Here is a 25,869-nt window from a genome sequence, read left to right as displayed (position 1 = left end):
TGGTATACAGTTGTATGCAAGCTTTTATTGTGACTAATTTATGGAATTTTCATCCGAATTGTTGCCTGTTGCAGGGTTCAGACTAGCTAACCAATCCTTCCGGTACACCAAATTTTTCCAGCTCCTCCTGAATTGCCACAAGAAATGTCTCATTTTTGAGTGCACGATGCTTTCGCTCGGGATAGACCATATGAAAGCCTATCGGAGTCGGTCTGAACGGGATCAGCACCTCTTCCAGGCATCCCTCGCGGATAAATGGCGAGGCTTCGTAGCGACTGGCGTACGTAAACCCCAAGCCTGATACGGCAGCCTGTATGCATTGAGCTGTATCTTCAAAGCTGAGTGCTGGATCTTTAGGTAGCATATCGGTATTACGGAAGCGCCACGGAAATACCTTGCCAATTGAGCCGGCGGTGATCAAGGGGACGCGCTGTAAATCATTCGGTTCTTTCAATTCCGAACCAGCTCGGATCATCGTTGGAGTGGCAAATACACCATATTCAATCGAGAACAGACGTTTGGCAATCAGTGATGAATCCGGGAGCGGGCCTTGGCGAAAGGCAAAATCCAGCCGGTTATCCTGAAAATCCAGGTAGTCGTTGCTGTGGATGAGCTCGATCCTGACGAGCGGGTATTTCGACCGATAATTCAGTAACCATTGTGTGAGTGGTTCTCTGGCAAAACTATGGGGGGCCGTTAACCTCAAAACACCTTTGGGCTCATGACTCAGGCTATCTTTCCATTCCGTTATTTGATACTGGGATCGGGTTAATTGCCTGGCCATAGGAAGAAGCGCTTCGCCGTCTTGCGTAAGTGATAACGAACGAGTGGTTCGTTGTATGAGTTTGACTCCCAGATGGTCTTCCAGTTTCGCGATACGTCGGCTGACATTGCTGCTGGGCTGGCCAATGCGCCGGGCCGCGCCTACAAATGAACCCGCATTGACGACCTCTGCAAACCAGATAACCGCTTCGATATCCATCGTATTATCCCAAATATGGTATAGATAAACTCATATTAGCTCACTAATACGCTAATTAAAATTCGATTACAGTGTCTCCTGAAAGCATTAATGGAGAAAAACAATGAACGTAATTTCTGTAATTGGTGGTACCGGTAATCTCGGTCTCCCTGTAGCAAAACAGTTTCTGACGGACGGTTTTAAGGTCAGGATTATCACTCGAGATAAACAATCTGCACGGTCACGGCTTGGCGATGAGTTTGACTTCCGTGAAGCGGATTTAATGGATATTGACAGTCTGAGAGGGGCACTAAAAGGGAGTCATGGGGTATACATCAATGCCAGCGGGTATTCGAAAAACTCCTACTATGAGAATCATGTGCTGGGCACACGTAATATTCTCGAAGCACTAGAAGGCGAGCAAGTCGAGTGCATTGGAATGATTTCCACGGCATCTGCCTATCCTGAGTTCAGTGATCGCTGGGACAATAAATACAAGCTGGAGGCCGAGCAACTTCTGCGCGCCAGCGGTCTGCCCTACCTTGTTTTCATGCCTTCATGGTTTATGGAAACGCTGCCCAGATTTCGGCAAAAAAACAAGTTAATACATATCGGCCCCTCCAATCGACCGATTCATTGGCTCAATGCCGCAGATTACGCCTTGATTGTCAGCCGTGCCTTCCAAAACTCGGAATGTCGTAACCGAAGATTACCCATCTACGGGCCAGAAGGCATCTCCATGCGCCAGGCAATGTTGAGGTTTGCAGACCATCATCAATTGAAAGTAAAACGTTTGCCTTCCTGGCTCGCAACGTTTCTTGGTCGATTATCGCGAGATGAGGAGCTGGTGGATGTCGCCGATTTGATGCAGCATTACGACAGAACCGGGGAAAAGTTTGTGCCGGATGTTACACGCACTACAACGACTTTTGATAATTGGTTGAGAACATCGTCATTGGGTTAAACCACTAACAAAAAGATCCGATCACCGCTATCCTCAACAGGGAGACACCACTAAAACCCGTTCCATGATTGAGCAAAGAAGGTGAAGAGGCAAGTGGCTTGGGAAATCGTTACATCCCCGCAAGCGCAGGGTATTGCTGCGACTCTGCGGGCTGGGAACAATGCAAACGCCGTCCATGACTGCTCTGTACAGGAAGCATATTGGGCCGGAACACGATTTTTGATACAGGATTCGTTTTTTCCGACGATCGGTGGTTGGTTAATTATCGTTTTTCTGACAGTGTTAACGCTCGTTTCGCTCAAGCTGATGCGGAAACCACTTAAACGCCTGTTACATGAAACTACGGAAATCATCGAGTACAACTCAACCCGAGAGCGGGCGACAGCACAGCTGCACCAGAAAATACGCGCATCTGCAGAAATCGAGGACATCAAGTCGGTTTTGGCGGTGATCCATCAAAAAGGGTTACTCACCCGGCAAGAGTACAAAGCCATAAGGGATAAGGAGATCCAGAAACTGGAACACACGCTGGTGCTGACACTGCAACGGCAAAAGAATCAACGTGTCAGTGCTGTGGCGAAAGAGTATTTGCAACTGATGGATAAAGTCAGTCAAAGCCGATCCATGACTGAATCGGAAAAAACCGAGCACTATAAGAAAATAGATCAGCAGTTTGACGACTGGATCAAGACCATGGATAACGAACCGGGGTGAACATGAGCCAAAACGACGATCAGGATAATCAAAAGCCTACTATCAGCACCGGCAAACTGCTCACCACCAAGCCGGGGGATCTTGTCCCGGAAGGGCCGCAGAAAAGCTTCATCGAACGCGCCACCGCATCGAAAGAACAACGCCGTGCACAACAGAAAGCGGAACGCATCTACTACGACTCTGAACTGTCAAAACTAAAACAAACCCTGGAACATGAAGTCGCCAGTCATAAAACCTATTATGAACAACTTACCCAGGAAAAATGCGCCAAACTTGTTCGCGAATTTCAGGGAAAAATCGACCAGCTCCACCTTGCCCAACAAGATGCCAAAATGGAATCCTGCCGACTCGCCATCGAAAAAACTGATACGGAAATCAAAAAAATCGAAAGTTCACAACTCGCCGAGCCCATGAAAGCCAAGCTTATAGAGCGTTTGATGGATAACTTGAATAAAACGCTGGATGCGTTGGGGTGATGTTTCAAAATTTCAAACCTCGCAAAACTTATGGCAGTACTGGCTATGTTTCTATGTCAGGGGAAGAATCGTGCCCAACGTTCATGCTGTTTATCCGCTGCTTAAGCGTGCTCAGGAAACTGCGAGACACTGGAATAAGTGTGCTGGTACCGGCCAGGCGGACGAAGTGGCGTCGGGATTGGAGTTTCAGTTCGAGCAGCCTGCTGCTGTTGATAATGTAGCTTCGGTGCAATCGGTAAAAAACATCTGCAGGTAATTGTTCGCAAAAACAATCCAATGTGGTGTCGGATAGCAGCGTGTCTACATTGTGTAATTTAATCCCCGCCTCCGTGAGGTGAACGCGACGGTACCGTCCAATACCTTCTATATAATTTATATGTTCATGCTCAATAATTCTTTGCAGGTTGTAATCATTCAACACTAAACGATTGTCGTCTTTGGGGGTTAGGTTCTGGCTGGAAACATACACTGCCTGCCGTAGTATTTTACGAATGCTTTTGGCGATTAGTTCCGGCCGGGCAGGCTTTACTAAGTAATCGATGGCGTTGGTGTCGAAGGCTTGGAGCGCATAGTGTTCATACGCGGTGAGAAAAACTAACTGGTAATTAAGCTGTTGTGTGGCTTTGGCCACATCAAATCCCGTTACTTCCGGCATCTCAATATCAAGGAAAACAATATCGGGGCGATTTATCAGGATTTGTTCAATCGCTGATTTACCATCTGCAGCTTCGGCAATGATTTCCAATTCCGCAAACGTCTCGATCACTTTTTTCAGGCTGAGTCGTGCTGCGGGCTCATCATCAACGATCATGACGGTTTTGGCTGTCATTTTTTCGACTCTGTCAGTGTCTTGGGATCAACTTCCGGAAAGGAAATGTTCATACAGCCACCCTCATTGCTTGAGCTTAATTTAATTGAGAAGTTATTGCTGAAATGTAGTTTCAGAGTTTCGAATAATATACGTAACCCTTCCCCGTGTTGAATATTCTGATCGTCAAAAGACTCTCCCGTATCCTGAACTTCAATTTCAAAGTAGCCATTATGGAGTTCGACATTAATACTTACATGGGCATCCTTGGCATAAGGGGCTACGCCGTATTTAATGGCATTTTCAACAACGGGCAGCAGCAATAGGGAAGGGACGGGTTTGGTGTTCAAGTTCGATGGGCAATCCACATCAAATGTAAGGCGATCTTCAAAACGCTTTTGTTGCAACAACAGGTAGAGTTCTATCAAGTGCAATTCCTCTTCCAGTGTGGTCCATTGCACCTGTGCATGTCGGATAGTCGTTCTTAACAAATCAGAAAGGTCATAGATAAGTTCCTTTGCGCGCACAGGGTTTGTTGTGACTTCACTTGCAATTAAATTGAGTGCATTGAACAGGAAATGGGGGTTAGACTGCATCTTTAGCATTTGCAATTCTGTTTGTTGCATTTGCAATCGTGACTGGTAGAACGCTTCCTGCTGCTGCAGGATGTACATCACCGCCACATAGATAAGGATTTCAAATAGCATGATGAACAAGGGCAGAGATTTAACGGTCGGCAGATTCCGTTCAGCGGAGATATCGACAATTGGCGCAACAAAGCTAAACAAAAAAATAATGACGACAGGTCTGAGCAGCCAGGCGTATTGATCCATTAAAACAGTCAGATGTGCTTTTAGTCGCTGTTCAATAATGTTAAAGAGAATGTAACCCGTTAAAAATACCCCCCAGATTTTGACTGCGGCCAGCAGGAAAAAGTAGGGCGTAAGTAGATCAAGAAAATACAACACGGTAAAAATGATAAAAAGATTCAGTCCGGGCCAGATCACAAGGAATATCCATGCCAGGATTCTGGCCTTGTTATGAAAGCCAAAAAACCTTTTTTTCATCAATGCTGCAGTCAATGTCTGTTCCACCTAATCATTCTGATCTCAAATAGTAAAAGAATCCTTTAATCATTCATACGTCTCCTACACACCATCGGTGCTGCAATATGCACCATTGGTGCGGTGATTGGCACCATCTGAACAGCTCTGGCTACTTCTCGTGTATTCGCCGTGATATCAATCTCTCTCTCCCGGACAAAACACTCGTCAGTTTAAAGAGAAGGAAAAAACAAATGGTAACGCATTATTTTTTTGAGCGATTGAAACGCGGAAATCAAAAGCACAGATTGTGTAATCTCGTCGGTATTGGTTTATTAGGCGGTTTATTGGTGGCATGCGACTCAGACCACACCGAGGATACCGCGGCTGAAACGCCATCTACTGTCGGACCAACGAGTCAGGCTTGCCTTTCAACCACGAGCGAAACTCAGGTTACCGCAGCGGGTTTGCAGTACCTTGTCACCCCGGATGCCTGCTTCGAGGGTTTGCCTGATTACGATTTTCCCGCCCACTACGCTGAGATTGACGGCCTGAGGATGCATTATGTGGATGAAGGGCCAAGAGATGGCGAAGTTGTGCTGATGCTGCATGGTCAACCAAGCTGGTCTTATTTATACCGAAAAATGATTCCGGTTCTTGTTGATGCAGGTTACCGAGTCATCGCCCCCGACCATATCGGCATGGGCAAGTCCGATAAACCCCTTGACGTTGGAGTGCATCAGTTTGAACAACATGTGACCTGGACCAAGGCCTTTATCAATAAGTTGCAATTAACCGATATCAACCTGTTTGTGCAGGATTGGGGGAGTATTATCGGGCTTCGAGTGGCCGGTGATATGTCGCAGCATTTCGCCAGACTGGTTGTTGCAAATGGTGACCTGGTAATGCTCCCCCCTGGAGCAAACCCCTATGTTTACCCGAGTTTTGAAATCGATGACTCGTTGGAAGATGCGCAGTCTTTTTTTACATCCAAATCCAGTGACAGGGTCGTGGGCTTTCAGCAGTGGATAGACTATGCCGCCGCGGTACCGGAATTAATGGCAGGAGAGGTCGTGCAGCATCTGACAACCATTCACCTGACCGACGAAGAGGTGGACGCTTATAATGCACCTTATCCAAATATTGACTACAAAGCGGCTATTCGTACTTTTCCTTCCATGTTAACGGGTATTGGCTTGCAGAACCTGTCGGCCTGGCAAACCCTCGGTGCCTTCCATAACCCTTTCATGTTCAACGCAGGTATCTATGATGAAGGCCTCGGCAGTGAAGCCACTCAACAAAAATGGATAGACCATGTGCCGGGATCGGATGGAAATGATCATCGGCGATTTAACGCCGGGCACTTTATCCAGGATGATGTGGGCGTGGATTTGGCTTTGCACCTGGTAAGATTTTTACAATCCACCACACCAGAGGAACCCTTGGTACCGGGTGGCCCGTATTACAATTTCCGTTATTGTGAGATTTTGCTGCCGTATTTGCAGGGCACTGAGGTCATCGCAGAGATTTGGGGTACACCAGGGGTTAATTTTTGTCCTCAAGCACAGTGGGAAACCCTCGATTTCAGTAGTATTGCAACACAATATGGTGCGTTGTCAGCGATACCCAACGGGCCCCGTTATTTTGTGGTCGATGAAAACCTGAATGGAAGCTCTATTGTATCCGGTGAAGGGGGGGAATATAGAACATTCGGTGATATCACCATGCGCTTGCTCACCAGTGTGAATCTCAGCGTCACCCAAGGCAAAGAAACCGCCTACGTGCCCGGTGCGGTATCAAGGGATAACACCTGGGTATTCTATCAAGGTAGACGGGTTTATGAACTAACCGATAGCAATGGAAATGTCTACGTCATGCAGTCATTCAGCCGTATTACCGACCCCGATTTGCAAATAGACGACCTGAAAAATCTCGGCAATCGTCTCAACTTACCGGCAGGTTGGACATTCAGTAGCCGGATTTTGAATCAACCTTTGCAAGTCGCTGCCATCGATGGCATTGCGTTGGTACTTCAGGATGATTTGGGAAACAGTTATCAGAAGGTGCCCCAGTGAAGGTGGTGGATATTTAGTTAATTGAGTAGGAAGTGAAGGGCTTAGTCCCCCCCAGTCGTGTGGGGGATGCCTGTCCCTGCTAATTCTCGACCAACTCAACCTTGCCAAACAAGATGCTAAAATGGAATCTTGCCAACTCGCCGAACCCATGAAAGCTAAACTTATAGAACGTTTGATGGATAATTTAAATAAAACGCTGGATGCGTTGGGCTAAGACGGAGATATCCAAATGAGTATTATTATTCGAAGAGAGCAGTCAGGTGATGCGCAAGCTATCCATGATGTTACCGTTGCCGCATTCCTTGACGCACCCCACACCGATCATACAGAGCAATTCATTGTTAAGGCACTTCGTGAATCAGGTGCCCTTTCAATTTCTCTCGTTGCTGAATATGGAGGCAAAATTGTTGGGCATGTAGCACTTTCCCCTGTGACTATTTCTGACGGTGCCGATAGCTGGTATGGCCTAGGCCCGATCTCGGTTTTACCTGATAGCCAAAATTACGGCATCGGAACTAAGCTGATGAATGCTGCTATTCAGGAACTTACTGAAATAAAAGCCAAAGGCTGTGTCCTGCTCGGCGATTCAGGCTACTACCACCGTTTCGGCTTCGAGCCCCGAGCAGAACTAGTGTTGCCTGACGTGCCACCAGAATATTTTCAAGCCTTGTTGATCCAAGGTGAATTACCCCGGGGTATTGTGGCTTATCATGATGCTTTTTCAGCAAAATGCTAAGGTATCTCAGATTAATCAGAGGTTTCTTAATTAATCAGAGGTGCCTTAACGCTATTTTCGAGGTTGCCCAAATTGGTTTGGCATTTCCACTATTGTTGTTGATCGTTGAAAAATCAATTACTCTCATACTGGTCGCCGTAAAAAAAATACGGTAAAGCTGTTTTTATCTGGCCTGATTGGAGCAAAAAGACAATGTTATTGAAGTTTGAGGTAAAAAATTTCCGGAATTTCAAGGAATGGTTCTGTCTTGATCTCACCAAATCCAAACAGTATGGGTTTAATTCGGAAGCGCTTCAAGATGGTGTAATCAATCACGCAATTATTTATGGCGTAAATGGCGGTGGAAAGTCCAATTTAGGGCTCGCGCTTGTAGATATTACTTCACACCTTACTGATACTAAACGATCAAGATCGCTTCAATCGAATTATTTGAACGCTTCTAGTGGCGATGTATTGGCAGAATTTAAATATTTATTTAAATTCGGAGATAGCTATGTCACTTATGAATATGGCAAGGAGAGCCACGAAATAACGGTATACGAAAAACTTTATATTAATGACAAGTTATCCATTTCGATTGATCGTCGTCGCGATAGCCGGGCGGTTTATAATCTAGGTGGCGCAGAAGACTTGAAATCTGATCTGTCAAATTCCACGATTTCCGCTGCTAAGTACCTAGATCGCAATGCTGTCCTCGACGATGACCCAAGCAACAATGCGTTTAAACAGATGATGACATTTGTCCACGGTATGGTCTTCTTCCGTTCTGTGCGTGGTCACGAGTTTTACGGGCAGGATATTGTTGACGTTAATAGGTTGTCTGAAAAAATATTAAATAATGGTTTGTTGGATGATTTTGAACGGTTTTTGAATGATGCAGGTGTAGTCTGTAGTTTGACGGAACTTAACTTGAATGGAGAGCGTTGTATTGCGTTTAAATTTGATAACCGAAATATTGAATTCTCGCAAGTTGCATCAACGGGAACAGTGTCGTTGGGACAATTCTATTACTGGTGGTTAAAGCTCAGGGATGGCTCTTTGAAGTTTGCCTACCTGGATGAATTTGATGCGTTCTACCATCATAGGCTGGCAAAGATGATTGTTCAAAAAGTGAAAAGTGTTGACTGTCAAACCCTGATGACCACCCATAACACGAGTATTATGACGAATGATCTTCTTAGGCCGGATTGTTATTTTGAGCTAAACAAAACCATCACACAATTTAATGATATGACCAATAAAGAGCTTCGCCAAGCGCACAACCTTGAAAAAATCTACAAGAGCTTGAGTGCGTGAAGGAGATTATTTTGTGCGTATTCGAGGGCGTCAAGACTGAACCCGATTTATTCAGGTCAATCGAAATGTACTTCTTTTCTGAAAACAGCATAATTAAAACGTCATATGGCAATAACTTATACCACCTTTATAAAGAGCTCAGTCAGGATAACGATCTTGATATTGTTGAGCTAGTGAGGGAGTCCACAACCGTACCAGGCAATGCACGATTGCTTGGTGACTATTCTCGAGATGATATTTCACAAGTTTATCTGTTCTTTGATATGGATCCTCATGATACCCGTTATAGTCCATCAACTTTGATGAGTATGGTTCAGCTATTCGATGAAGAAACGGAGCATGGAAAGCTATTTGTTAGCTATCCAATGGTTGAAGCTATCCGGGATCTCTCCCGGCGAGATGCGTTTCTGAATACTGTCATAGACGTTGTTGAATGTGGAGATTATAAGCGTATATCTGCAGATCGATGTGATAAAGAATTTCTTCAAACAAAAAAGTATTCTCGGAAGGTATGGCAAGAAATTCTTATTTGGAATACTCAAAAAGCGAATTATATTGCCTTTGACTCAAAAATTTCGCTCAGATTAGAGTGCACCCAGGTTGATATTCTCCAAGGACAACTCGGTAAGTACCTCTCTCGCCATCAGCTTGCGGTTTTAAGTGGTTTTGCGATTTTTATTGTTGATTACCATGGGCCAACAATTCTAACGGCAACAGATAGTAATCCGGGATAGTTTGCACAGAAACCGCAGGGGCATGCTCGCCCCTATTCAGATATTGCGGGAAAAATTACTTTTAATTAGTCAGAGATGCCTTAATTGAGTTGGACTGAAACAGATGTTGCATACCCCCCCCGATGCTTTGTTGTAGTCAGTGTTTGCAGAGCATGGCGAGGCGGAGATTGATGGTGACAGTATTATCAGCGTCGTACCTCTCTTCGGTTGGGACCCGTTCGCATTAACTTTTCTCGGTGTTCGTCAGGTGGATAAATCAGAAAACTCCAAAGGTGTTGAAGACAAAAAAGAACCCCATGGTTGCTTGATTTTGGTGATTTTAGCGATCCCGTTATTTCTGTTGTTCATCTATTTGTTCGGCGTAGATATAGGGCGTTTTTTATTTAACCTAAATTCTGCAAACAACATTGTACTTGAAAAGAAAAAGGCGATTTGATTCAATTGGTTATCATCAAACAACCAAGCACATCAGAGTCACCTTTTTCATGATCAAGAATACCCATAAAAGTGCCAAAAAACCAGCCGCAAAAATTCGCTATCAACACACCGGAAAAAAGCTGACTAGTCAAGCTGGCATTATCCCTGCCATGCATTTCCTCGATCACATCGGTTTTACCGAGGCTTGCCAGAAGCATCTTGATTTGCAACGCGGCAACACGGCTCGTTACAGCTTGGGCGACTCAATCTACCTAACGATTATCGGCATCATCGCCGGTGCCACTTCGCTCAGGAAGGTGGTTTCTGTGTGGGCAGATCAGGTGCTGCGTGAAGTGGGGGGGTGGCTATCGATTCCAGATGACAGTACATTGGGTCGTATTTTCCGTCGTGGAAAGCTCAAGCATGTCACCCAGCTCGAACAGATTAATCACACCTTGCGTCAGGGAATTTGGCATAGAGCATTGAAGTCCGGTACTTGGTTGCCCGGAACCCTCTATCGAGGCTGGATTGATGTGGACTCGACTGTCAAAACCGTTTACGGTCAACAGGAAGGTGCTGAAAAAGGCTACAACCCAACGAAAAAAGGCTCTAATTCTTATCATCCACTGGTTGCCTTTTGCAGCCACACCAAAGAAATTTTGCAAGCATGGTTGCGCAGTGGCAGCACCTACACCAGCAACGGCATTGTAGGCTTCATGCAGCAACTTTCTGCGCAGATGCCACCCAAAATGCGGCTGCTATTCCGAGGTGATTCAGGATTCTTTGTTGGAGAGCTCATGGACTGGCTGGATCAGGCTCGCCATGGTTACCTGATTAAAGTGAAACTCAAAGGCCTTGCCGCTTTGTTGGACAAGCAAGCTTGGCAACGAGTACCGGGTCATACCGATTGGGAACAGTGTGACTTTTTCCATCAATGCGGTCAATGGGAGCGGTCACGTCGCTTTGTTGCTGTGCGGCGTAAAACTGCTCTCATCACCAAAGGCCCTCAACAAGCCTTGCTGAATGAGCCCGTTTACGACTACTTCTGCTACGTAACCACAGAGCGGTTGTCTCCTTGGCAAGCACACACGACATACGGAAAGCGCGCAACTTGTGAAACCTGGTTGGATGAAGCTAAGAACCAAATGGGGCTGGCGCAAATCAAGAGCCATGATTTCATGGCCAGCTCATTAATTTTCCAATGCGCTGTGCTGGCGTATAACACGGTACGCTGGATGGCACTACTGAGCGATAATGACGAATTGAAACGATGGGAAATTCAAACTATCCGAACTTTTCTGGTACGTACTGCTGGACAACTCTTGCGTGGTGGGAATCAGCTTAAGGTCAACGTTCCGAGCAACCATCTTCACCCAACTCCGTGGGCTGACTGGTTAAAGCTGTCGTTTATTCATTGACCAAAATACCTATACTTAAATTCTTCGACTAAGCAAATTCCAGATTTGGAGTCAGGCAGACTTTGGCCTGTTGCTCCGGTTGACGATAGAGATGATTATAATTTAAACAGTCCAATCAAGTGAATTACGCTTGTTTCAGTTGCATGGTGTGCAAAATGGTGATCCATCGACACTAAATGTCGCTATAGTCGTATCGAATCGATTCAGACATATAGATTGCAGGATTTAGGTTTAATGCTATTTTCGAGGGAGCTCATATTTGAATAACGTTGCAGTTGTCGAGAGTATCCTTTGTGCGTAGGGAAGAATCGGCGGATGAGAGCTTCAATTTTATATTTATTGTTATTATCAAGTCTTGTCCGAGGCAATGAAGATTGCTTCGCTGATCGAGAAATTATTGCAGCAGGCGGATTTAACTTCAAAATATGACCTTGGTTCAATTGCGGCCTACTACGCTAAGAAACGTAGCAACCGAAATAATGAAAATATTCTTATTTCTGAGCAGGCTCTAATTAACCAGAGGTGCCCTAAATAAAATCTGCCTTGCAGGGGCGTAGCGGAGATAGATAAAAATTGCGACGTCAATGTCTACTATCAGGCTGTAAAAGTTGCCACTTCAAACTCGAGTGCGTCGCTTAACCAGAACTCCCAATCGAGTTCTACAGGGATATTATTCTCGTTCATTCGCAACCGATTTACCCTGATTCCGGTTCTGCTCGGAAGTACTCCCAGGGCCTCTGCGGCGGATGGATTAAAGGTTGTGCTAGCGATTCGAATCGTTTCTCTGTGGATGGATTCATTGTAGTAAGTGTTCAACAACCGGGTTAGCGATCCTGCCAAATCCTGGGAGAGGAGATCGGTAAATTGATCAACCGGCAGATAGATGCTTTCGTACAGAACAGGCCGACCTTCGAGTGAGCGCAAGCGTCGAATATTGTGAACCATAGAACCAGGAGGGATCTGCAATTCCTGGTAGGTTTTGCGGTTGGCTACTATGGTTTCCGCTGAAATGAGCGCTGTTGTACCGGAGCGATTTTGCTCGCTGGTCATATCAAGAAAACTTTGTTTCTTTTCTGGGCGGTATACCAGCTTGGGGGGAGTTACAAACCAGCCCCGTCTTTCCTGCCGATAGATAAGGTTGTCAGCTTCCAGTTGCATCAATGCTTCTCGAATGGTAATCCGGGTGCACCCAAATCGCTCCACCAATTCCCGTTCAGAAGGAATCTTGCTCCGAACCGGATAGCGATCTGTCTCGATTTCTGAGGCTAGTTGGTTCCGTATCAGTAAGTATTGCTTTTGGTTCTTTTCCATAGGCCTACAAATTAGAGAAAGTAGTGGCGTGCAGTGGGTGTTGAGCTGTTTTTGTTGCGTACTTTACTCTATCTTGCAAAATTGGAAAGTTCTATGGTCTATTTATTTTCTGAACCAGGCGGAAAAGAGGCGGAACGAAATCGCGGAATCGTGTAGAAGTTAGAATACTGGCGGCTCAGGTTAGAACCGCCAGTAAATTCATATGGTGCTCGGATTTAGTGCTTCAGTCTTACTCGTGATCCAGCCATGGCAAGCCCGGCTAGCATGAGTAGATAGGATGGCGGTGTGGGTATTGCCGCCGTAGCAGAGAGGTCAATTGAGGCCGATATATTTCTCGCCGTTGTTTCAAAGGTAAACGGATCGATGAATTGTAAACCTTGATTCGGATCTGCCATAAAATCACTACTGAGGCTGATCTCAAAGACCCCTTCGCTGAGTGAAGAAAATTGCAATGTTGCCAGTAGCAATGGTTGATTGGTCGTCTCCGAAACGCCTGGGAAGGCTGAGCCCGCCACATCAATGGATGGGAAAAAGCTGGAGTCGTCAACAAACGGTGCGGCTATGATCGCGTGATCAAACTGAGCGCTACCGGGTTCAGAGATCTCAATATTAAAGCCAAAGCTGGTTAATTCCATATCCAGCGCGACATCAGAAAAAAGCTCTGTTGCCCTGACTTCAACTAAAAAGTCGTCGCCAGGATTAATAGTGTTGTTGAGCAAGGTCAAATCGAAAATAGGTGCGGCAGTGGCCGCTGAAGCTATCAATGTTGTTGCTAGGGTAGTCACAGTTGCTACGGTACTAAATGCTTTCATGGTTTAACTCCTTATTGGTTTGCAAGCCAGGTGCGGTAGTGGGCGTACCACAGGCTGTAGTCTTCGTAGTTGATGCAACCGTCGCCATTGAAATCGGACAGTAAGTCGTAGTTGGTATCTGCAGCACACTGGTTAAAGAGACCACGAAGTAAATTACGATCATTGGCTTCGGGAACACCATTGCCATCTAGGTCTCCTGGTACTTTTGCAGATGCAAGTCTTGCAATTTCTGAATCACTGAGGGCTCGTGCAAAGATCGACACATTGTCGATTTGGCCGTCATGCCGGAAATCTTCATTATCGTCTTTATATGAACCGATTTGGTACCAGCCTTGGTCGGGGTAGTCGATATTCCCCGATTCATTGGTTGTTGTGTTTTTCCTGACGCCATTGACATAGATACTTAATTCACTTCCGTTATAGACACCGGCCACGTGATGCCACTCGTTTAGTGAAAAATCTGCTGGGTCAGTCAGGTAGGTTAGTGAGCCATCACTGGATAGTGCCATGCTGAAGTGTTCGCCTCTTGTGCCCAACAGCCAGCCTTTCTCATAGTTGCCGTTATCCTGGAAGTAACCGACAATGCCGCCCCAGTCCTTGGCGCTCTGCACTCGAACCCAAGCGGAAACTGTAAGTTGCTCGGTCGGTAAGCCGCTTTCCTCCGGTATGCCTTCGTGCAGTATGATCATGCCGCTAGCGTTATGGTCTGCCACCGGGCCACGAATCACATCGCCGATGAAGGTTGATCCGCCATCAAACCTGCTGTTTACCAGGCTCTGATCATCAACCCTGTTGAGTGGGTAGTGAAATACTGGGTGTGTCTGGGGCGGTTGCTTACCATTCAGTGCGACAAAGGGGTGTGGTGTTGACCAGTCGGACCAATTGAGATTCTGATCTCGATACCGCAATCGAATACTGTTTTCTCCCGCGAAAAGTTCGTCTTCACTAACTTCGAGTTTGGTGATATCAATTCCCGCGTTTCTGTCGATTGGAGTAAAAGGTTCTGGCGATCCGTTGGAGCCAGTGCTCCCGAACAGATTTTCGATGTCGCGTTTTACAGTGATTTTTGGATCGCTGAAGCTCCCGTCGTTGCCGGAAATCTGGAACTCACTGCTATTTATGGGTTCCTGTCCCAGGTAGGCGCTACCTTCGAACGTGAATGGCAGGGTGATTTGAGATGCGTTCAAGTTTGTAATCAGTGGCTGTTCTGGTCCCGGAGCATCGAATTTTCGGTAGAACTCATCAATCAAACGAACTTCCTGCTTGCTTTGGTATTCCGGGTAGCGATAATTCGAGTTGCCTGGTGACCAGGTTTGCACAAACATCTCCCGTTTATCCATGTTAATTTCGACGATCTGGAAGACATGGTTCTCTAAGGTTTTCTGTACGTCCGGGTAGTCAACATCGTCGGAGCGATTTTGCTCCCAATATTGGTCCCAGGACGCCCCGCCGTTGATAACGTGGTGAACGGGGTGATTACGCAGAGCACCTCGTGCGTATAGATGGGCATGGCCTGAGAAATAAACTGCAGTTTTATCTGACGTGGCCAACTCGGGCACAGCACCCTGGGCCATGTATGATGAGGCATCTCCCGGCAGTTCTTCAGCTAGAATCGGGTGGTGAGCAGCACCGAATAACCATTCAACGTTGCTGTCAGAGTCCGCAGCGTCTTTAACCTGTTTGACCCAGTCCAATTGTTCCTGAATGCGAGTGTTTGAATTCATCATGATGAATACAATATTGGCAACCTGAAATGCATAGTATTCTTCATTGCCTGAACCGAGACCGACGTTACCGAGATAGGTTTGCTCCGCATCGTCCAGGATAAAATGAGATTTGTAACGGGAGAGGCTTGGGTCTCCGGAATACTCGTGATTGCCCACTGCGGTCATAAAGGCAATGTTGGAGGCAAGTGGTGCGGACTGTTGAAAGTGGAGTTTCTCGTATTGCTCAAGTGAACCAACATCCACTTGATCACCCAGATTGATCATCAATCTCACGTAATCTTCTACATGGCCAGTCCCCTCGTGGTCGTATTTTTCCAGCACCTTGGCCTTTGCCGCTTGCACAAGTTCCATGTACCGTTTGTCAGCTTGAACCTGATGGTCGCCGATTACTAGAAAACGGTATATGCCTTCATTGGAGCCTTCCTTAGGTTGAGTGCGAAAACGATGCACCGCTGAAGTTTGGTTTCTTGAAACGACTTGATAATAGTAAGGTGTGTCAGGTGTTAGATTGTTGATCTTCACTGTGTGAAAGTTGTAAAAAGTGCCAAGATTTTCATAATCGCCACTAGCCACCTGGTTAAGTTGGCCGGGCGAAGTACCATAGTGAACGACAGATTCCTCGCTTGTACGAGTCTTCCATGTAACGTAGATAGCATCGCTCGATGGGTTTTGCAGGTACGGTGCAATTACTTCTGAGCCCGCAACATCAACATTAACTTTTGCTGAACTGCTCGCGCCATGCTCATCTTGAATGCTATACGTCAGGTTTGCGGCACCGGAACTGTTGCTGTTGGCTTTGATTGTAATGGCACCATCACTGGTAATCGTTACAATGGCACCATTACTTAAGGTAATTGGGTTACCCACTTTGGCCGCCATCCCGTTTACCGTAACAACTTGTACGCGATCGCCATCGGGATCGGTGTCGTTAGAAAGCACGCCTGTAGCTGGAATCGAAATGGTCTCACCAGCGTAAACCAACATGTGGTCATCGGTTGCAAATGGGGTTCGATTTGGATTGATGGACCATTCTCCACCTGCAAGTGTGAATTTGCTGGTGTAATCTGTACTGCTCGCGGCAGTATTGCCACTTCCTTCATTAAATTTCCAATGACCTGCGAGTGAGTCATAAGCTGGATGGTCACTATTCACAGATTGGACGCTATAGTTCTGAATAGTTTGCTGATCGAGTACTTTGTTCCATACTCGAACCTCTGCAATAGCACCGGTGAAGCCCGGGCTGTATTCGAGTGTGCCATCCTGACCCAAGGCAACGTTCAGTTGTGTATTAAGATCGCCTATAGCGCTCACAGGAACTGACGACAAGCGCTGGCCGTTCTGGTACAGGGTCATGTCACCATCCCGGTCGACTGTCACTGTCAGTTGGTGCCAACGACCATCCGCGATCACTCCGCCATTGGCATCGACACGATTTGAGCCATCGCCGAGATTGACCTTCCAGCCACTGCCATCACTTCGCGCTGCAATAATGAATCCCGCATTTCCACCGCTTGCCCAGTCTTTGTTACTGAATATGCTTGGGTCGCCTGTCCATCCATTACTCTTAACTCGGACTTCGAGTGAGAAATCATCATCAGGGCCAAAACTGACCACATTCTTCTGATCAAGCAGGGCGTATTCTCCGGGGGTGCCAGAGAACGCAAAGGAAGTCCCCTGATAGGGTTCGAGGCCTTTGTGATACAGGTTGTTAATTTCTGTTGCGGCGAGTGCTCGATCCCAAATCGCGATGTCATCCAGTAACCCGGTGTGACGAAAGTCTTCATTGAAATCAAGATAACTGCCGATTGCAAAGTCCGAGTTGCCATACTCTGCCCATCCTGGGCCATTACTCGTGCTTGGGTAATAGATATCTCCAGATTGGTCTTGAGAAGTGCTCACCGGAATGCCGTCAACATAGAGGGTCATGTTTGCACCATCATAGGTTGCTGCGACATGGTAGAATTGGCCCAGCTCATAATCATTGGGCGCTTCCAGGTAAGTGAGTGATTTAGTCTCTTCTGAAGCCAAAGCGATGCTGAATTTTCGACCGCGTGTACCTAATACCCAGCCGGCCTCATTGTTGCCGTTGTCTTGAAAAAAGCTAACAAAGCCACCCCAAGTTAACGGGGTATCTACCTGAACCCAGCCAGCTAGCGTTATTTCCCGACTTGGTAATTGCAGTTCCTCAGCTTCACCTTGTTTGAGTGAGATGAATGTATCACCTTTGAATTCAGCCAGAGGCCCACGTTGGGGGTCATTCAAAAAGTTAACCCCAGGACCGACCGGGATTCCATTCAGCGGATTACCCTGCATGTCAGTGGCACCTCGATCACTGGCATCGATAAAGTTCCCTGCGACCGGGTAGTAGTACATCAGATCAGATGCACTGAATGCGACGACGGGGCTGAAAGCAAGTGATAGTGCAAATAGCCCTTTATATTTCTCTGTGGTCTTCAGACGTTTATGTTTCCTTGTTTTCCTCATAAGAGTTCCTCGATCTGAATAAGTAAGCACGATTTAGTTGAGGGCAGGAATCAAAACAATATGTTTTGTTTTCTGGTCTAGACCAGTGTGCATGGGTATTATTTCAGGTTTGTGAATTAAAGATTTGATTTCGATGAATTAAAATCATATGAATCAAACAGTAATTGCAAGTTCATGCTATGGCTTTGTTTTTTGTGTGATTCTGAACTAGACCAAAAATCTTATCCGTTCAAATTTGGAGACAGATATCTGCATGGCTGCATTAACACCTGCGCTGCCTGGGTTAACCTGCAAATTTACTCAGAATTGAAACTCAGATATTTCAGAAAAGTATGGTAACGTTGTTCAACCTGTAACTACTGTCAATTTTTTATGCATCAATGTCTTTATTGGCAAGGAGAGCGCAATGAAAGCTTCTGTACCTTCCGCTTTATTTACTGTCGCAATTTCGGCTTTGTACAGCCCCATATCGATCTCGGCTTCAATGCAATCAATTGAAAGCGTCCAGTCAATCTATGTTTCCTATTACGGACGCCCCGGTGATCCGGTTGGCGTGGAATGGTGGGCAGAGCAGCTTGATCAAAATGGTGGTGATCTGTCTCAGATTATTGATCAATTTGGTAACTCTGAGGAATACCAGGAACGCTTTGGTGATCTCACCACTTCTTCTCTGATCGAGAACCTGTATCTGCAGATGTTTGGTCGCAGCGTTGAAACGGAGGGCTTGGCATGGTGGGCCGGGCAGATTGATGGTGGGCACGTAACTTTGGCGAAGGCTGCTGTCGAAATCGCAAACGGTGCACAAGATGATGACAAGGAAACGCTGACCAATCGAACAGAGGTTGCATTGTCATTTACTAATTATGTTGAAACACTGGATAAAACGTTTTCTCTTGAGGACGTCGATACGCTGCGAAATTTGATACTTCCGGTTGATAGTGCGACGGATGTTGCTGCTTTTACCTCAAGTGCATCCTTCATGAATGCAGTCAGCGCATTGCCAAATAACAATGATTCACAAAATAATGGCGGCATAGACACGTCCAAATTAGAACCGCTCATTACGGTAGAACCGATCTACCCACCGAGACTGATTGCTCGCGGTATTGAAGGCCAGTGCACTGTTGAATTTGATCTCTCTGTAGAAGGGATTCCGCTAAATCCGGTTGCTGTTGACTGTAATCCTTCTCGCCTATTTGATCGGGCGTCGCTTGTTGCTATCCAGGATTTTAGATACGCACCATACGTTGTCAATGGTGAAGCTATCGAAGTACAAGGTGTCCAATATACATTCACATTCGCACTGGAAGATGACGACTCCTCACCAACCGATGGTAATAATGATCAAACAGATGATGGAGATAATTCGGATGATACAGATGATATGGGGGATTCAGAACGAGCAGGAGAACAAGTGTATGAAATGAGCTGTGTCGTCTGTCACGGCATTGGTGCGGCCGGAGCGCCTGTTACTGGAAATGTTGAACAATGGGCGCCTCGAATTGAAAAAGGCATAGATACATTGGTTGCTAATGCGATTAACGGCGTAAATGCGATGCCGCCTAGAGGTGTTTGCCTTGATTGCTCAGATGAAGAAATTCGAGCAGTGGTGGAATTCATGATCAATTCGAGCCAGTAGGAAACGCAACATTCTCTGTAAGGGATAACACGCTTTTCTGGCTGGTTAACTTCAAGAATTCCCTACCTTCCCCGAATAATCTGCGACAGGATCAGCCCATAGAATGACTCTGTTGCAGTTTGTTGAAAATACCAACCCAAGTGGGATTTGCATTGGTTACACAGGGCAATGCGCCAGGCGAAGCCTGTAAACCATGAGAACTCCGTGCTGGGCTGGCCGATGATCTGGCAGCCTTCGGCTTTGCTGTAGCAGCCAAAATAAAAACTGTTGCCGGTTGGGTTACATTGAAAGTGGGCAAATTCACCGTCGATCAAAGTTTTGTACTTCTCTGATGTGATTGTCGCGTTACAGTGCGCGCAGCGGACGGCAGGTTCTCTTTTTTCGCTTTCGGCCGCATTGGTTTCCGGGGCGGATATCTCGATTGAACCGGGGGTGACAAGTCGGTCTAGCCATTGTTGCGTGGGAGGCGCTGGGGCATACCAGAGGTTGGGCTGGTACTGAATGTCTTGCATTGAACTGTCTTGCATCGTAATGACCTGGGGGAGAGTAATTATTTAGACGTAACCTCTACGGCGTAAGCTTGGGTTATAGTCCCGTGCTATGCTTGAAGTTAAATTATCAATCCCGAATGATGAATGACTCTGTTGTATGGGGATTTTAGCAATGTTACAACTTCGCGTAATACTACTTTGGATAACCGGGATCTTATTTTTACTTTGTCGCTCCGTCATGGCAAGCCCGGATGACAACAGAGGGCCCAAGGAGCTGCTAATTGGGATCAGCTTTTCGATACCGCCTTATGTCATTCAAGAAAAAGATAACGGTCTTGAGCTGGAGGTGTTGCGACAGGCATTTGAGGTTAAAGGCTACACTGTATTGCCTTCATATTTGCCGTTGGCGCGAACCTTCATGAGTTTTGAAGATGGCAGCCTGGACGGCGTGATCAATGTGAAAGAAGGGATGGTAAATGGCCATTACAGCGATATTGTGATCACATTTCAGAATTATGCCATCAGCCTCAGTGAAAAGAATTTGAAGATCGATTCATTGCAGGATTTGGGCGGTAAAAGTGTGGCGGCCTTTCAGCGGGCGGCATTCATCCTTGGAGCGGATTTCGCGAATGTTGTATTGAGTAATAGCGATTATCTGGAAGTCGCAGACCAGTCATTACAGGTAAAACAGTTGTTTCGAGATCGGGTGGAAGTGATCGTGATGGAAGAAAAGATATTTAAGTACTTCCGAAAATGGTTGTTTAATCGTAGCGTCGCTTTAAAAGGAAATTACATCGTTAATGAACGTAATTTAAGACGTAAAGTACGCTACCACAATATATTCCCGCCATCAGAGTACCGGTTTGCATTTTTGTCAGCGCAGGTACGGGATGATTTCAATGAAGGTTTACGTACGATTATTCGAAATGGCCGTTATGAGGCGATTCTAGAACGTTATAGTCAGGATATGGCTTTGCCGCCGACCTAAGCTGAGGCCGGTTCGGGGGTATCCAGTCGGAGTTTATAGAATTCTGCGACCAGTCGAGTTGTCAGATACATCACCCAGAAACAAAACAGCACGTCACTCAAAAAATGCCCGCCTTGTATCACTCGACCGAGTCCGACCAATCCGCCCAACAAAATACCGCCCAGCAACCAGGGACGCGCATGAAAAATCCAGGCAAAGGCCATTAAGTAGAAACCAACCGAGGCGTGGCCAGACACGAAAGAGCAATTGTGATGGCACTGATTGGTAATTTCAAAAGGTTTGCTGAATTGATTTGTGCCGCCGAATTCTTCAATCTGTGCCGGCCGCGGTCGACCTGTTGAGTTATCCTTGAGTGCAATGTTGACCAGTATGCCGGGCCCCACAAGCAACAAGACCAGCAAGAATTTTAGTTTGGTTTTAGGCAGCTGTAAGGCGGATGGCAGTGATACCTTCCGCAGTATTGCGATTCGATCCTGATAGATAAGTATCAGGAGAATGCCCAGAATGAAAAAATGAATATTGGCAAACACGTTATACACGAGCATGACAAGCGGCGAGGACTTGAGATAGAAGCCCTGGTTCGAATCGTAGAATAGTTCACTAACCCGTAAGTCGATCTCCGGGAACAGTACAAACAGAATACAGCTGAGCAAAAATAAATGTAGATCGAGGCGCAGCCATATTCTCTTACGGTTAGTCTGAACCGGTTTGATCATAGCCCTTAAATCCTTTTGTGTAGTAAATGTGTACGGTCCGTTGATAGTCCTTATAAACTGTTGCTCTCAACGGGCTTAGTTCAAGTACGCTGTCGAAGCGGGACAAGATGTTCACGGGTAACGGGGTTTCTGCTACGAATAAATATTCAGTAGTGGTCTGTTGATCCAGATTGAAAAACAGGTCGTAGTGATTCCGGATTTGCTCAGTCGGATTCCAAATGGCCACTTTCGTCTGGAATTGCGGATCAGCATAATAGCCCAGATAAGCAAGTAACTTGCGGGAATCACTGAGCAAGGCGGCATCTGGATACTGATCATGCCAGTATGAGAGCTGCGCACCCAGTTCAGGCCAGCCCAGAATACGATGATAAGGGTCATTCCGCTTGGATGGAGCTTCCCCCACCAGGTTCAATACCGAGTGATAGTGGTACAACCCGAGCATCAACAGGGTGTGTAGCGCTAAACTAAAATAGAGCCACTTTTTTCGACGTTGTTGTAACAGGTGGTGGGTGATGAGTATCGTCGCAGCGAGGAAGGATGGCGCTGCCCAGTTGGCGTTGGCTCGTGTCAGTAGAGCCTGTACGCAAATGACCGTGAGAAGCGGTAAAGTGAAGCACAAAAGTAATAGGCTTTTAGCATCTCCATAGCTTGATTTTCGGCATATCAGCCAGATTAAAACGGCCATTGGAACCAGGCCAAAAACGCCAAACTGGGCACTGATGAATTCCAGAAGTTTATCCGGGTGAAGGAGCGTGCGATCTAATTGAGATATTTCCCGCGTATGTTGGAGGCTGACAAACTGGTGTTCTGCATTCCAGATCAGGTTGGGCAGAAAAATCAGCATTGCCGCCACCGCTGCGAGCCAGAAGTGTACTGAAACTAACAACGGACGCAGGCTTCGATCTGTCGCGAGATAAAGCACGATACTGATGGGTACGAAGATCATCGTGTATTTGCTTAGTAAGCCAAAGCCACAGGCGATACCGGCAGCAAGCCAAAGATACAGTTTGCGGGTTGCAAGGGCCGTTACGAAACAGTAGAAGGTCAGAGACCAGAAGAACAACAGCGGGGCATCGGTCGTGATAAACAGGGAATTAAAACTCACAATTGGCATCAACAGAGCAAGTGCGCCAGACCAAAAACCGGTCTGCCGGTTGTAAAGCTGATTTCCTGTGAGTGCGATGATCAACGCTGTCGCACAATACAGCACTGGTGAGGCTAGTTTAACCAGCCAGTCCACACCTTGCGCAAATGACGTCGTCAGGGCAATAAGCCAGGCTACCATTGGGGGTTTGGAGTAGTAACCCCAGTCCAGAGTTAGTGACCAAAGATGGTAGTAGGCTTCATCGTAAAATAACGGGATTTGATGATCCGCCAGAATAAAAACTCGATAGGCTGCGAACAGGGCTGCGATACTTGCCAATACCAACATCGAAGCCTGGTTGCCCGAAGAAGCCTCCTCAGAGTGGATTGAGCCGTTTACAGATCTTTTAACGGTGTTCTTGAGCATGTTGGCATGACCTGTACTGAAGCCTGTCTGTTTAGACCGCCTTTTGATGAGACAACCTTCGGTTTCGATAATTAACAGGCCCTAACCCTATAGAATCATTTTGAATGATTTATGAATCCTGAAAAAATTTTTCATGCCTGACAGTCATTTATATTTCACAATTTAGAGCTAGTTTGAGGATGAATTCGGAACAATGCCGGGTCGACCGGAATTGTTTTGATATTCTTCTTAAATCGCAGGGAAGATGGGCTGACGTGATTCTGACTCGGTATATCAGTACTCAGATTATCTCGTACACTCTGGCAGTGTCGTCAGTGCTGTTGATTGTCACATTATTCGGGCGTTTGATCCGTTTTCTCCAGCAGGTTATGGATGGCAATCTACCCGCAGAATTTCTGCTGCAAATGATCGTGTTTCGATTGCCGCAGTTTCTGGAACTTATTCTCCCTTTCGGTCTTTTCTTGGGCACATTGGTCGCGCTTCGGCGAATGTATTCCGATAGTGAAATTGTCGTGATGCAAACGGGTGGATTGAGTGATGTACAGCTGCTGAAGATGGTTTTACTGCCGGCTTGTCTCATGAGTATATTCGTTGCCAGCCTCACGCTATATGTCACTCCTGCAACGATGACCAAAGCCTATCAATTACTGATCAACCCCGACAATTACCTCGAATACAGCGTTAAAAGAACAGGGCGCATCCATGTGACGGAAAATGGTCGTTATGCCATGTATATCGATCACATAGATCGGGACTCCGGAAAGCTGCATGATCTTGTATTGGCCGAATTAAAAACGAACAGCGATAAACCGATTCGATTCTCAACGTTACTGGCACGGGAAGGCAAACTACACATATCTCCGGAAACAGGGAGTCGCTTCATCATATTTGAGCAGGGCGGACAATATGTGGGTCAGTTTGCTACGTTGCAGCTTCGGGTTCTGGATTTTGACCGGTTTGGCAAACGGATCAGTACCAGTGCAGAGCACATACCCAGGTTAAAATCGGATGCGCTCAGCACCTGGACTCTCGTGCACTCTGATCAATCCAAGGACTGGGCGAGTCTGCATTGGCGGATTGCTATTCCGATGATGATGCCTTGTGCAGCTGTGATTGCATTAGCCTTTAGCCGAACTCAGATTCGACGTGGTAGCTATAATCGTATTTTTATCGCGGTGCTTTTGTTCTTGTGCTACATGGTGGCATTGAATCTGGTTCGGAATGCTTCGGGCAAGGGGGATGTGCATCCCGGGGTAGCTTTTGCTGTGGTGCACACTCTATTTCTCGTAATTGGAATAGTCGTTTTATTTTCACCGGGTTTGACACCTGATCTCCGGAAGCGATTTCCGCAATTATTACCTTTGGGCGGGGCTCGCAATTGAAAAGTATTCTGGCCCGTTATGTAAGCCGTGTGGTTTCTAAAGCGGTTCTGATCACAATACTGGTGATTATCGGCTTTTCATTTATCGCAGAAGTGATCGATGAATTGAATGATATTCAACAAGGCTATGCGTTCCTTGATGTATTAATCCACGCGGTATTGCATGTGCCGACGCAAACTTTCGAATTTTTGCCCTCTGCCGTGCTTATTGGCTGCTTGAGTGGTCTGGGGTTGTTGGCAAAAAACAGCGAACTGACGGTTATGCGTGCGAGCGGGATTTCCACACAAAAAATCTTCTGGTATGTGATCAAGCCGATATTGCTTGTGATGTTGATGGCGCTTTTACTGATCGAATATATAGCGCCCAGCAGTCTCCAATTGGCGGACCAGCGCAAGGCGCAACTCCAGAGTGGCGAACCGGTCAGCATTTCGGCTGAAAGTGTATGGGCTCTGGGGCAGAATGAGATGATTTATATTCGTCGCGTTGAAGCAACGGGAGCATTGTCTGATGTATTGCTGTTTCGCTATGACGATGAGAAAAAATTGACTGCCTACCTGCATGCTCAAGAGGGTCATTTCATTGATGGAGATGGAGATGGAGATGGAGATCTTGAATATCTTTACAATGAGCTCGATCACTCTGCCGAACGCAATAAAATTGCCTGGATTTTGTCAAATGTATCGGAGACCAGAATTATCCGGGGGCAGATCGCGCCAGTTTACACGCCGGAGTCGTATCCCTCGTTGATTCAGCACCAACACGAAACGCTGGTGTGGCAAACCCGCATTACGCCAGAGATGATTGATTTGATGACGATGGAGGTTACTTACCTCTCGCTGAGCCAGTTGCTGGACTATGCCCGTTATCTGGCAGTTCAGGGGATGGATGATCGTGCCCATTGGCTTATGTTTTGGGACAAGGTTTTACAACCTTTTGTGTGCTTGGGGATGGTATTTGTCGGGATGGTATTTGTTCTGGGGCCTATGCGAAGCGTGTCAATTACGTTCCGGATTTTTGCAGGTATTTTAGTCGGGTTTTCGGTGCGTGTATTGCAGGAGGTTACGGGCCAACTTGGCCTGGTTTATTTGTGGTCTCCATTTCTCTCAGTGTTACTCCCTATTCTCGCAGTTTACATTGTGGGGTTGCTGATGTTGCGCAAAAAATGAA

At 46.4% G+C, this 25,869-nt stretch carries 22 protein-coding genes; 13 read left to right on the top strand and 9 right to left on the bottom strand.

The window, feature by feature from the left end:
* Positions 1 to 82: 82 nt before the first annotated feature.
* Complete coding sequence (locus OLMES_RS19265; RefSeq protein WP_087462763.1) at positions 83 to 982, bottom strand: LysR family transcriptional regulator; 900 nt, start codon at positions 980 to 982, stop codon at positions 83 to 85.
* Positions 983 to 1,085: 103 nt separating this feature from the next.
* Here OLMES_RS19265 and OLMES_RS19260 point away from each other — a divergent pair, with 103 nt between their 5' ends.
* From OLMES_RS19260 to OLMES_RS19250, 3 genes are all read left to right on the top strand, one after another.
* Complete coding sequence (locus OLMES_RS19260; protein WP_087462762.1) at positions 1,086 to 1,925, top strand: SDR family oxidoreductase; 840 nt, start codon at positions 1,086 to 1,088, stop codon at positions 1,923 to 1,925.
* Positions 1,926 to 2,018: 93 nt separating this feature from the next.
* Positions 2,019 to 2,639: a hypothetical protein gene (locus OLMES_RS19255; protein WP_087462761.1), complete on the top strand. Its 621-nt coding sequence runs from the start codon at positions 2,019 to 2,021 to the stop codon at positions 2,637 to 2,639.
* A 2-nt stretch (positions 2,640 to 2,641) separates the two neighbouring features.
* Entirely contained in the window at positions 2,642 to 3,115 is a 474-nt protein-coding gene (locus tag OLMES_RS19250) for a hypothetical protein (RefSeq protein WP_087462760.1), read from the top strand.
* A gap of 43 nt (positions 3,116 to 3,158) precedes the next feature.
* On the opposite strand, the gene OLMES_RS19245 is transcribed toward OLMES_RS19250, so the two are convergent.
* Together OLMES_RS19245 and OLMES_RS19240 are read right to left on the bottom strand one after the other, a co-directional pair.
* Positions 3,159 to 3,944 carry a LytR/AlgR family response regulator transcription factor gene (locus OLMES_RS19245; RefSeq protein ID WP_087462759.1) on the bottom strand — a complete coding sequence of 262 codons (786 nt, stop codon included), beginning with the start codon at positions 3,942 to 3,944 and terminating at the stop codon, positions 3,159 to 3,161.
* The gene (locus OLMES_RS19240) at positions 3,941 to 4,990 is read right to left on the bottom strand and encodes a sensor histidine kinase (RefSeq protein WP_157678399.1); all 1,050 of its coding nucleotides are present in this window, start codon (positions 4,988 to 4,990) and stop codon (positions 3,941 to 3,943) included. The genes OLMES_RS19245 and OLMES_RS19240 overlap by 4 nt, the downstream gene beginning before the upstream one ends.
* 230 nt (positions 4,991 to 5,220) lie before the next feature.
* Here OLMES_RS19240 and OLMES_RS19235 point away from each other — a divergent pair, with 230 nt between their 5' ends.
* From OLMES_RS19235 to OLMES_RS19210, 6 genes are all read left to right on the top strand, one after another.
* Positions 5,221 to 7,041, top strand: a complete 1,821-nt coding sequence (locus OLMES_RS19235; protein ID WP_157678398.1) for a haloalkane dehalogenase — start codon at positions 5,221 to 5,223, stop codon at positions 7,039 to 7,041.
* A 229-nt stretch (positions 7,042 to 7,270) separates the two neighbouring features.
* The gene (locus OLMES_RS19230; protein ID WP_087462756.1) at positions 7,271 to 7,777 is read left to right on the top strand and encodes a GNAT family N-acetyltransferase; all 507 of its coding nucleotides are present in this window, start codon (positions 7,271 to 7,273) and stop codon (positions 7,775 to 7,777) included.
* 192 nt (positions 7,778 to 7,969) lie between these two features.
* Positions 7,970 to 9,073: an AAA family ATPase gene (locus OLMES_RS19225; protein ID WP_087462755.1), complete on the top strand. Its 1,104-nt coding sequence runs from the start codon at positions 7,970 to 7,972 to the stop codon at positions 9,071 to 9,073.
* Positions 9,070 to 9,807, top strand: a complete 738-nt coding sequence (locus tag OLMES_RS19220; protein ID WP_157678397.1) for a hypothetical protein — start codon at positions 9,070 to 9,072, stop codon at positions 9,805 to 9,807. The genes OLMES_RS19225 and OLMES_RS19220 overlap by 4 nt, the downstream gene beginning before the upstream one ends.
* 139 nt (positions 9,808 to 9,946) lie before the next feature.
* A complete protein-coding gene (locus tag OLMES_RS19215; protein WP_087462753.1) occupies positions 9,947 to 10,243 on the top strand; it encodes a hypothetical protein in 297 nt (98 codons plus the stop codon).
* Positions 10,244 to 10,292: 49 nt separating this feature from the next.
* The gene (locus OLMES_RS19210; protein WP_087459351.1) at positions 10,293 to 11,642 is read left to right on the top strand and encodes an IS1380 family transposase; all 1,350 of its coding nucleotides are present in this window, start codon (positions 10,293 to 10,295) and stop codon (positions 11,640 to 11,642) included.
* A gap of 594 nt (positions 11,643 to 12,236) precedes the next feature.
* On the opposite strand, the gene OLMES_RS19205 is transcribed toward OLMES_RS19210, so the two are convergent.
* The 3 genes from OLMES_RS19205 to OLMES_RS19195 all read right to left on the bottom strand — a co-directional run bounded on the left by OLMES_RS19205 (position 12,237) and on the right by OLMES_RS19195 (position 17,976).
* Complete coding sequence (locus OLMES_RS19205; protein WP_087462752.1) at positions 12,237 to 12,953, bottom strand: UTRA domain-containing protein; 717 nt, start codon at positions 12,951 to 12,953, stop codon at positions 12,237 to 12,239.
* A 215-nt stretch (positions 12,954 to 13,168) separates the two neighbouring features.
* The gene (locus tag OLMES_RS19200; RefSeq protein WP_087462751.1) at positions 13,169 to 13,765 is read right to left on the bottom strand and encodes a hypothetical protein; all 597 of its coding nucleotides are present in this window, start codon (positions 13,763 to 13,765) and stop codon (positions 13,169 to 13,171) included.
* A gap of 11 nt (positions 13,766 to 13,776) precedes the next feature.
* Positions 13,777 to 17,976 carry a LamG-like jellyroll fold domain-containing protein gene (locus tag OLMES_RS19195; RefSeq protein WP_087462750.1) on the bottom strand — a complete coding sequence of 1,400 codons (4,200 nt, stop codon included), beginning with the start codon at positions 17,974 to 17,976 and terminating at the stop codon, positions 13,777 to 13,779.
* Positions 17,977 to 18,382: 406 nt separating this feature from the next.
* On the opposite strand from OLMES_RS19195, the gene OLMES_RS19190 reads away from it, so the two are divergent.
* Positions 18,383 to 19,615 (top strand): TonB family protein, encoded by a 1,233-nt coding sequence (locus tag OLMES_RS19190; RefSeq protein ID WP_087462749.1) that lies wholly within the window; start codon positions 18,383 to 18,385, stop codon positions 19,613 to 19,615.
* 62 nt (positions 19,616 to 19,677) lie between these two features.
* On the opposite strand, the gene OLMES_RS19185 is transcribed toward OLMES_RS19190, so the two are convergent.
* Positions 19,678 to 20,142, bottom strand: a complete 465-nt coding sequence (locus OLMES_RS19185; RefSeq protein WP_087462748.1) for a cereblon family protein — start codon at positions 20,140 to 20,142, stop codon at positions 19,678 to 19,680.
* 136 nt (positions 20,143 to 20,278) lie between these two features.
* Here OLMES_RS19185 and OLMES_RS19180 point away from each other — a divergent pair, with 136 nt between their 5' ends.
* Positions 20,279 to 21,094, top strand: a complete 816-nt coding sequence (locus tag OLMES_RS19180) for a substrate-binding periplasmic protein (protein WP_157678396.1) — start codon at positions 20,279 to 20,281, stop codon at positions 21,092 to 21,094.
* Here OLMES_RS19180 and OLMES_RS19175 read toward each other — a convergent pair.
* Complete coding sequence (locus OLMES_RS19175) at positions 21,091 to 21,810, bottom strand: phosphatase PAP2 family protein (protein ID WP_087462746.1); 720 nt, start codon at positions 21,808 to 21,810, stop codon at positions 21,091 to 21,093. The two genes, OLMES_RS19180 and OLMES_RS19175, sit on opposite strands and share 4 nt — an antisense overlap.
* Positions 21,788 to 23,320, bottom strand: coding sequence for an ArnT family glycosyltransferase (locus OLMES_RS19170; protein ID WP_087462745.1), 1,533 nt, complete (start codon positions 23,318 to 23,320; stop codon positions 21,788 to 21,790). The genes OLMES_RS19175 and OLMES_RS19170 overlap by 23 nt, the downstream gene beginning before the upstream one ends.
* A 179-nt stretch (positions 23,321 to 23,499) precedes the next feature.
* Between OLMES_RS19170 and lptF the strand changes: the two genes are divergently transcribed.
* On the top strand, positions 23,500 to 24,702 hold the full coding sequence (gene lptF, locus OLMES_RS19165; RefSeq protein WP_087462744.1) for an LPS export ABC transporter permease LptF: 1,203 nt from the start codon (positions 23,500 to 23,502) through the stop codon (positions 24,700 to 24,702).
* Positions 24,699 to 25,868 carry an LPS export ABC transporter permease LptG gene (gene lptG / locus OLMES_RS19160; protein ID WP_157678394.1) on the top strand — a complete coding sequence of 390 codons (1,170 nt, stop codon included), beginning with the start codon at positions 24,699 to 24,701 and terminating at the stop codon, positions 25,866 to 25,868. Before lptF ends, lptG begins: the two co-directional genes overlap by 4 nt.
* The last annotated feature ends 1 nt before the right edge of the window (position 25,869 follow it).

The organism is Oleiphilus messinensis, assembly GCF_002162375.1.
Classification (GTDB): domain Bacteria; phylum Pseudomonadota; class Gammaproteobacteria; order Pseudomonadales; family Oleiphilaceae; genus Oleiphilus; species Oleiphilus messinensis.
Note: the sequence above shows the minus strand (reverse complement) of the source record. Positions and strands in the feature narration are given on the sequence as shown.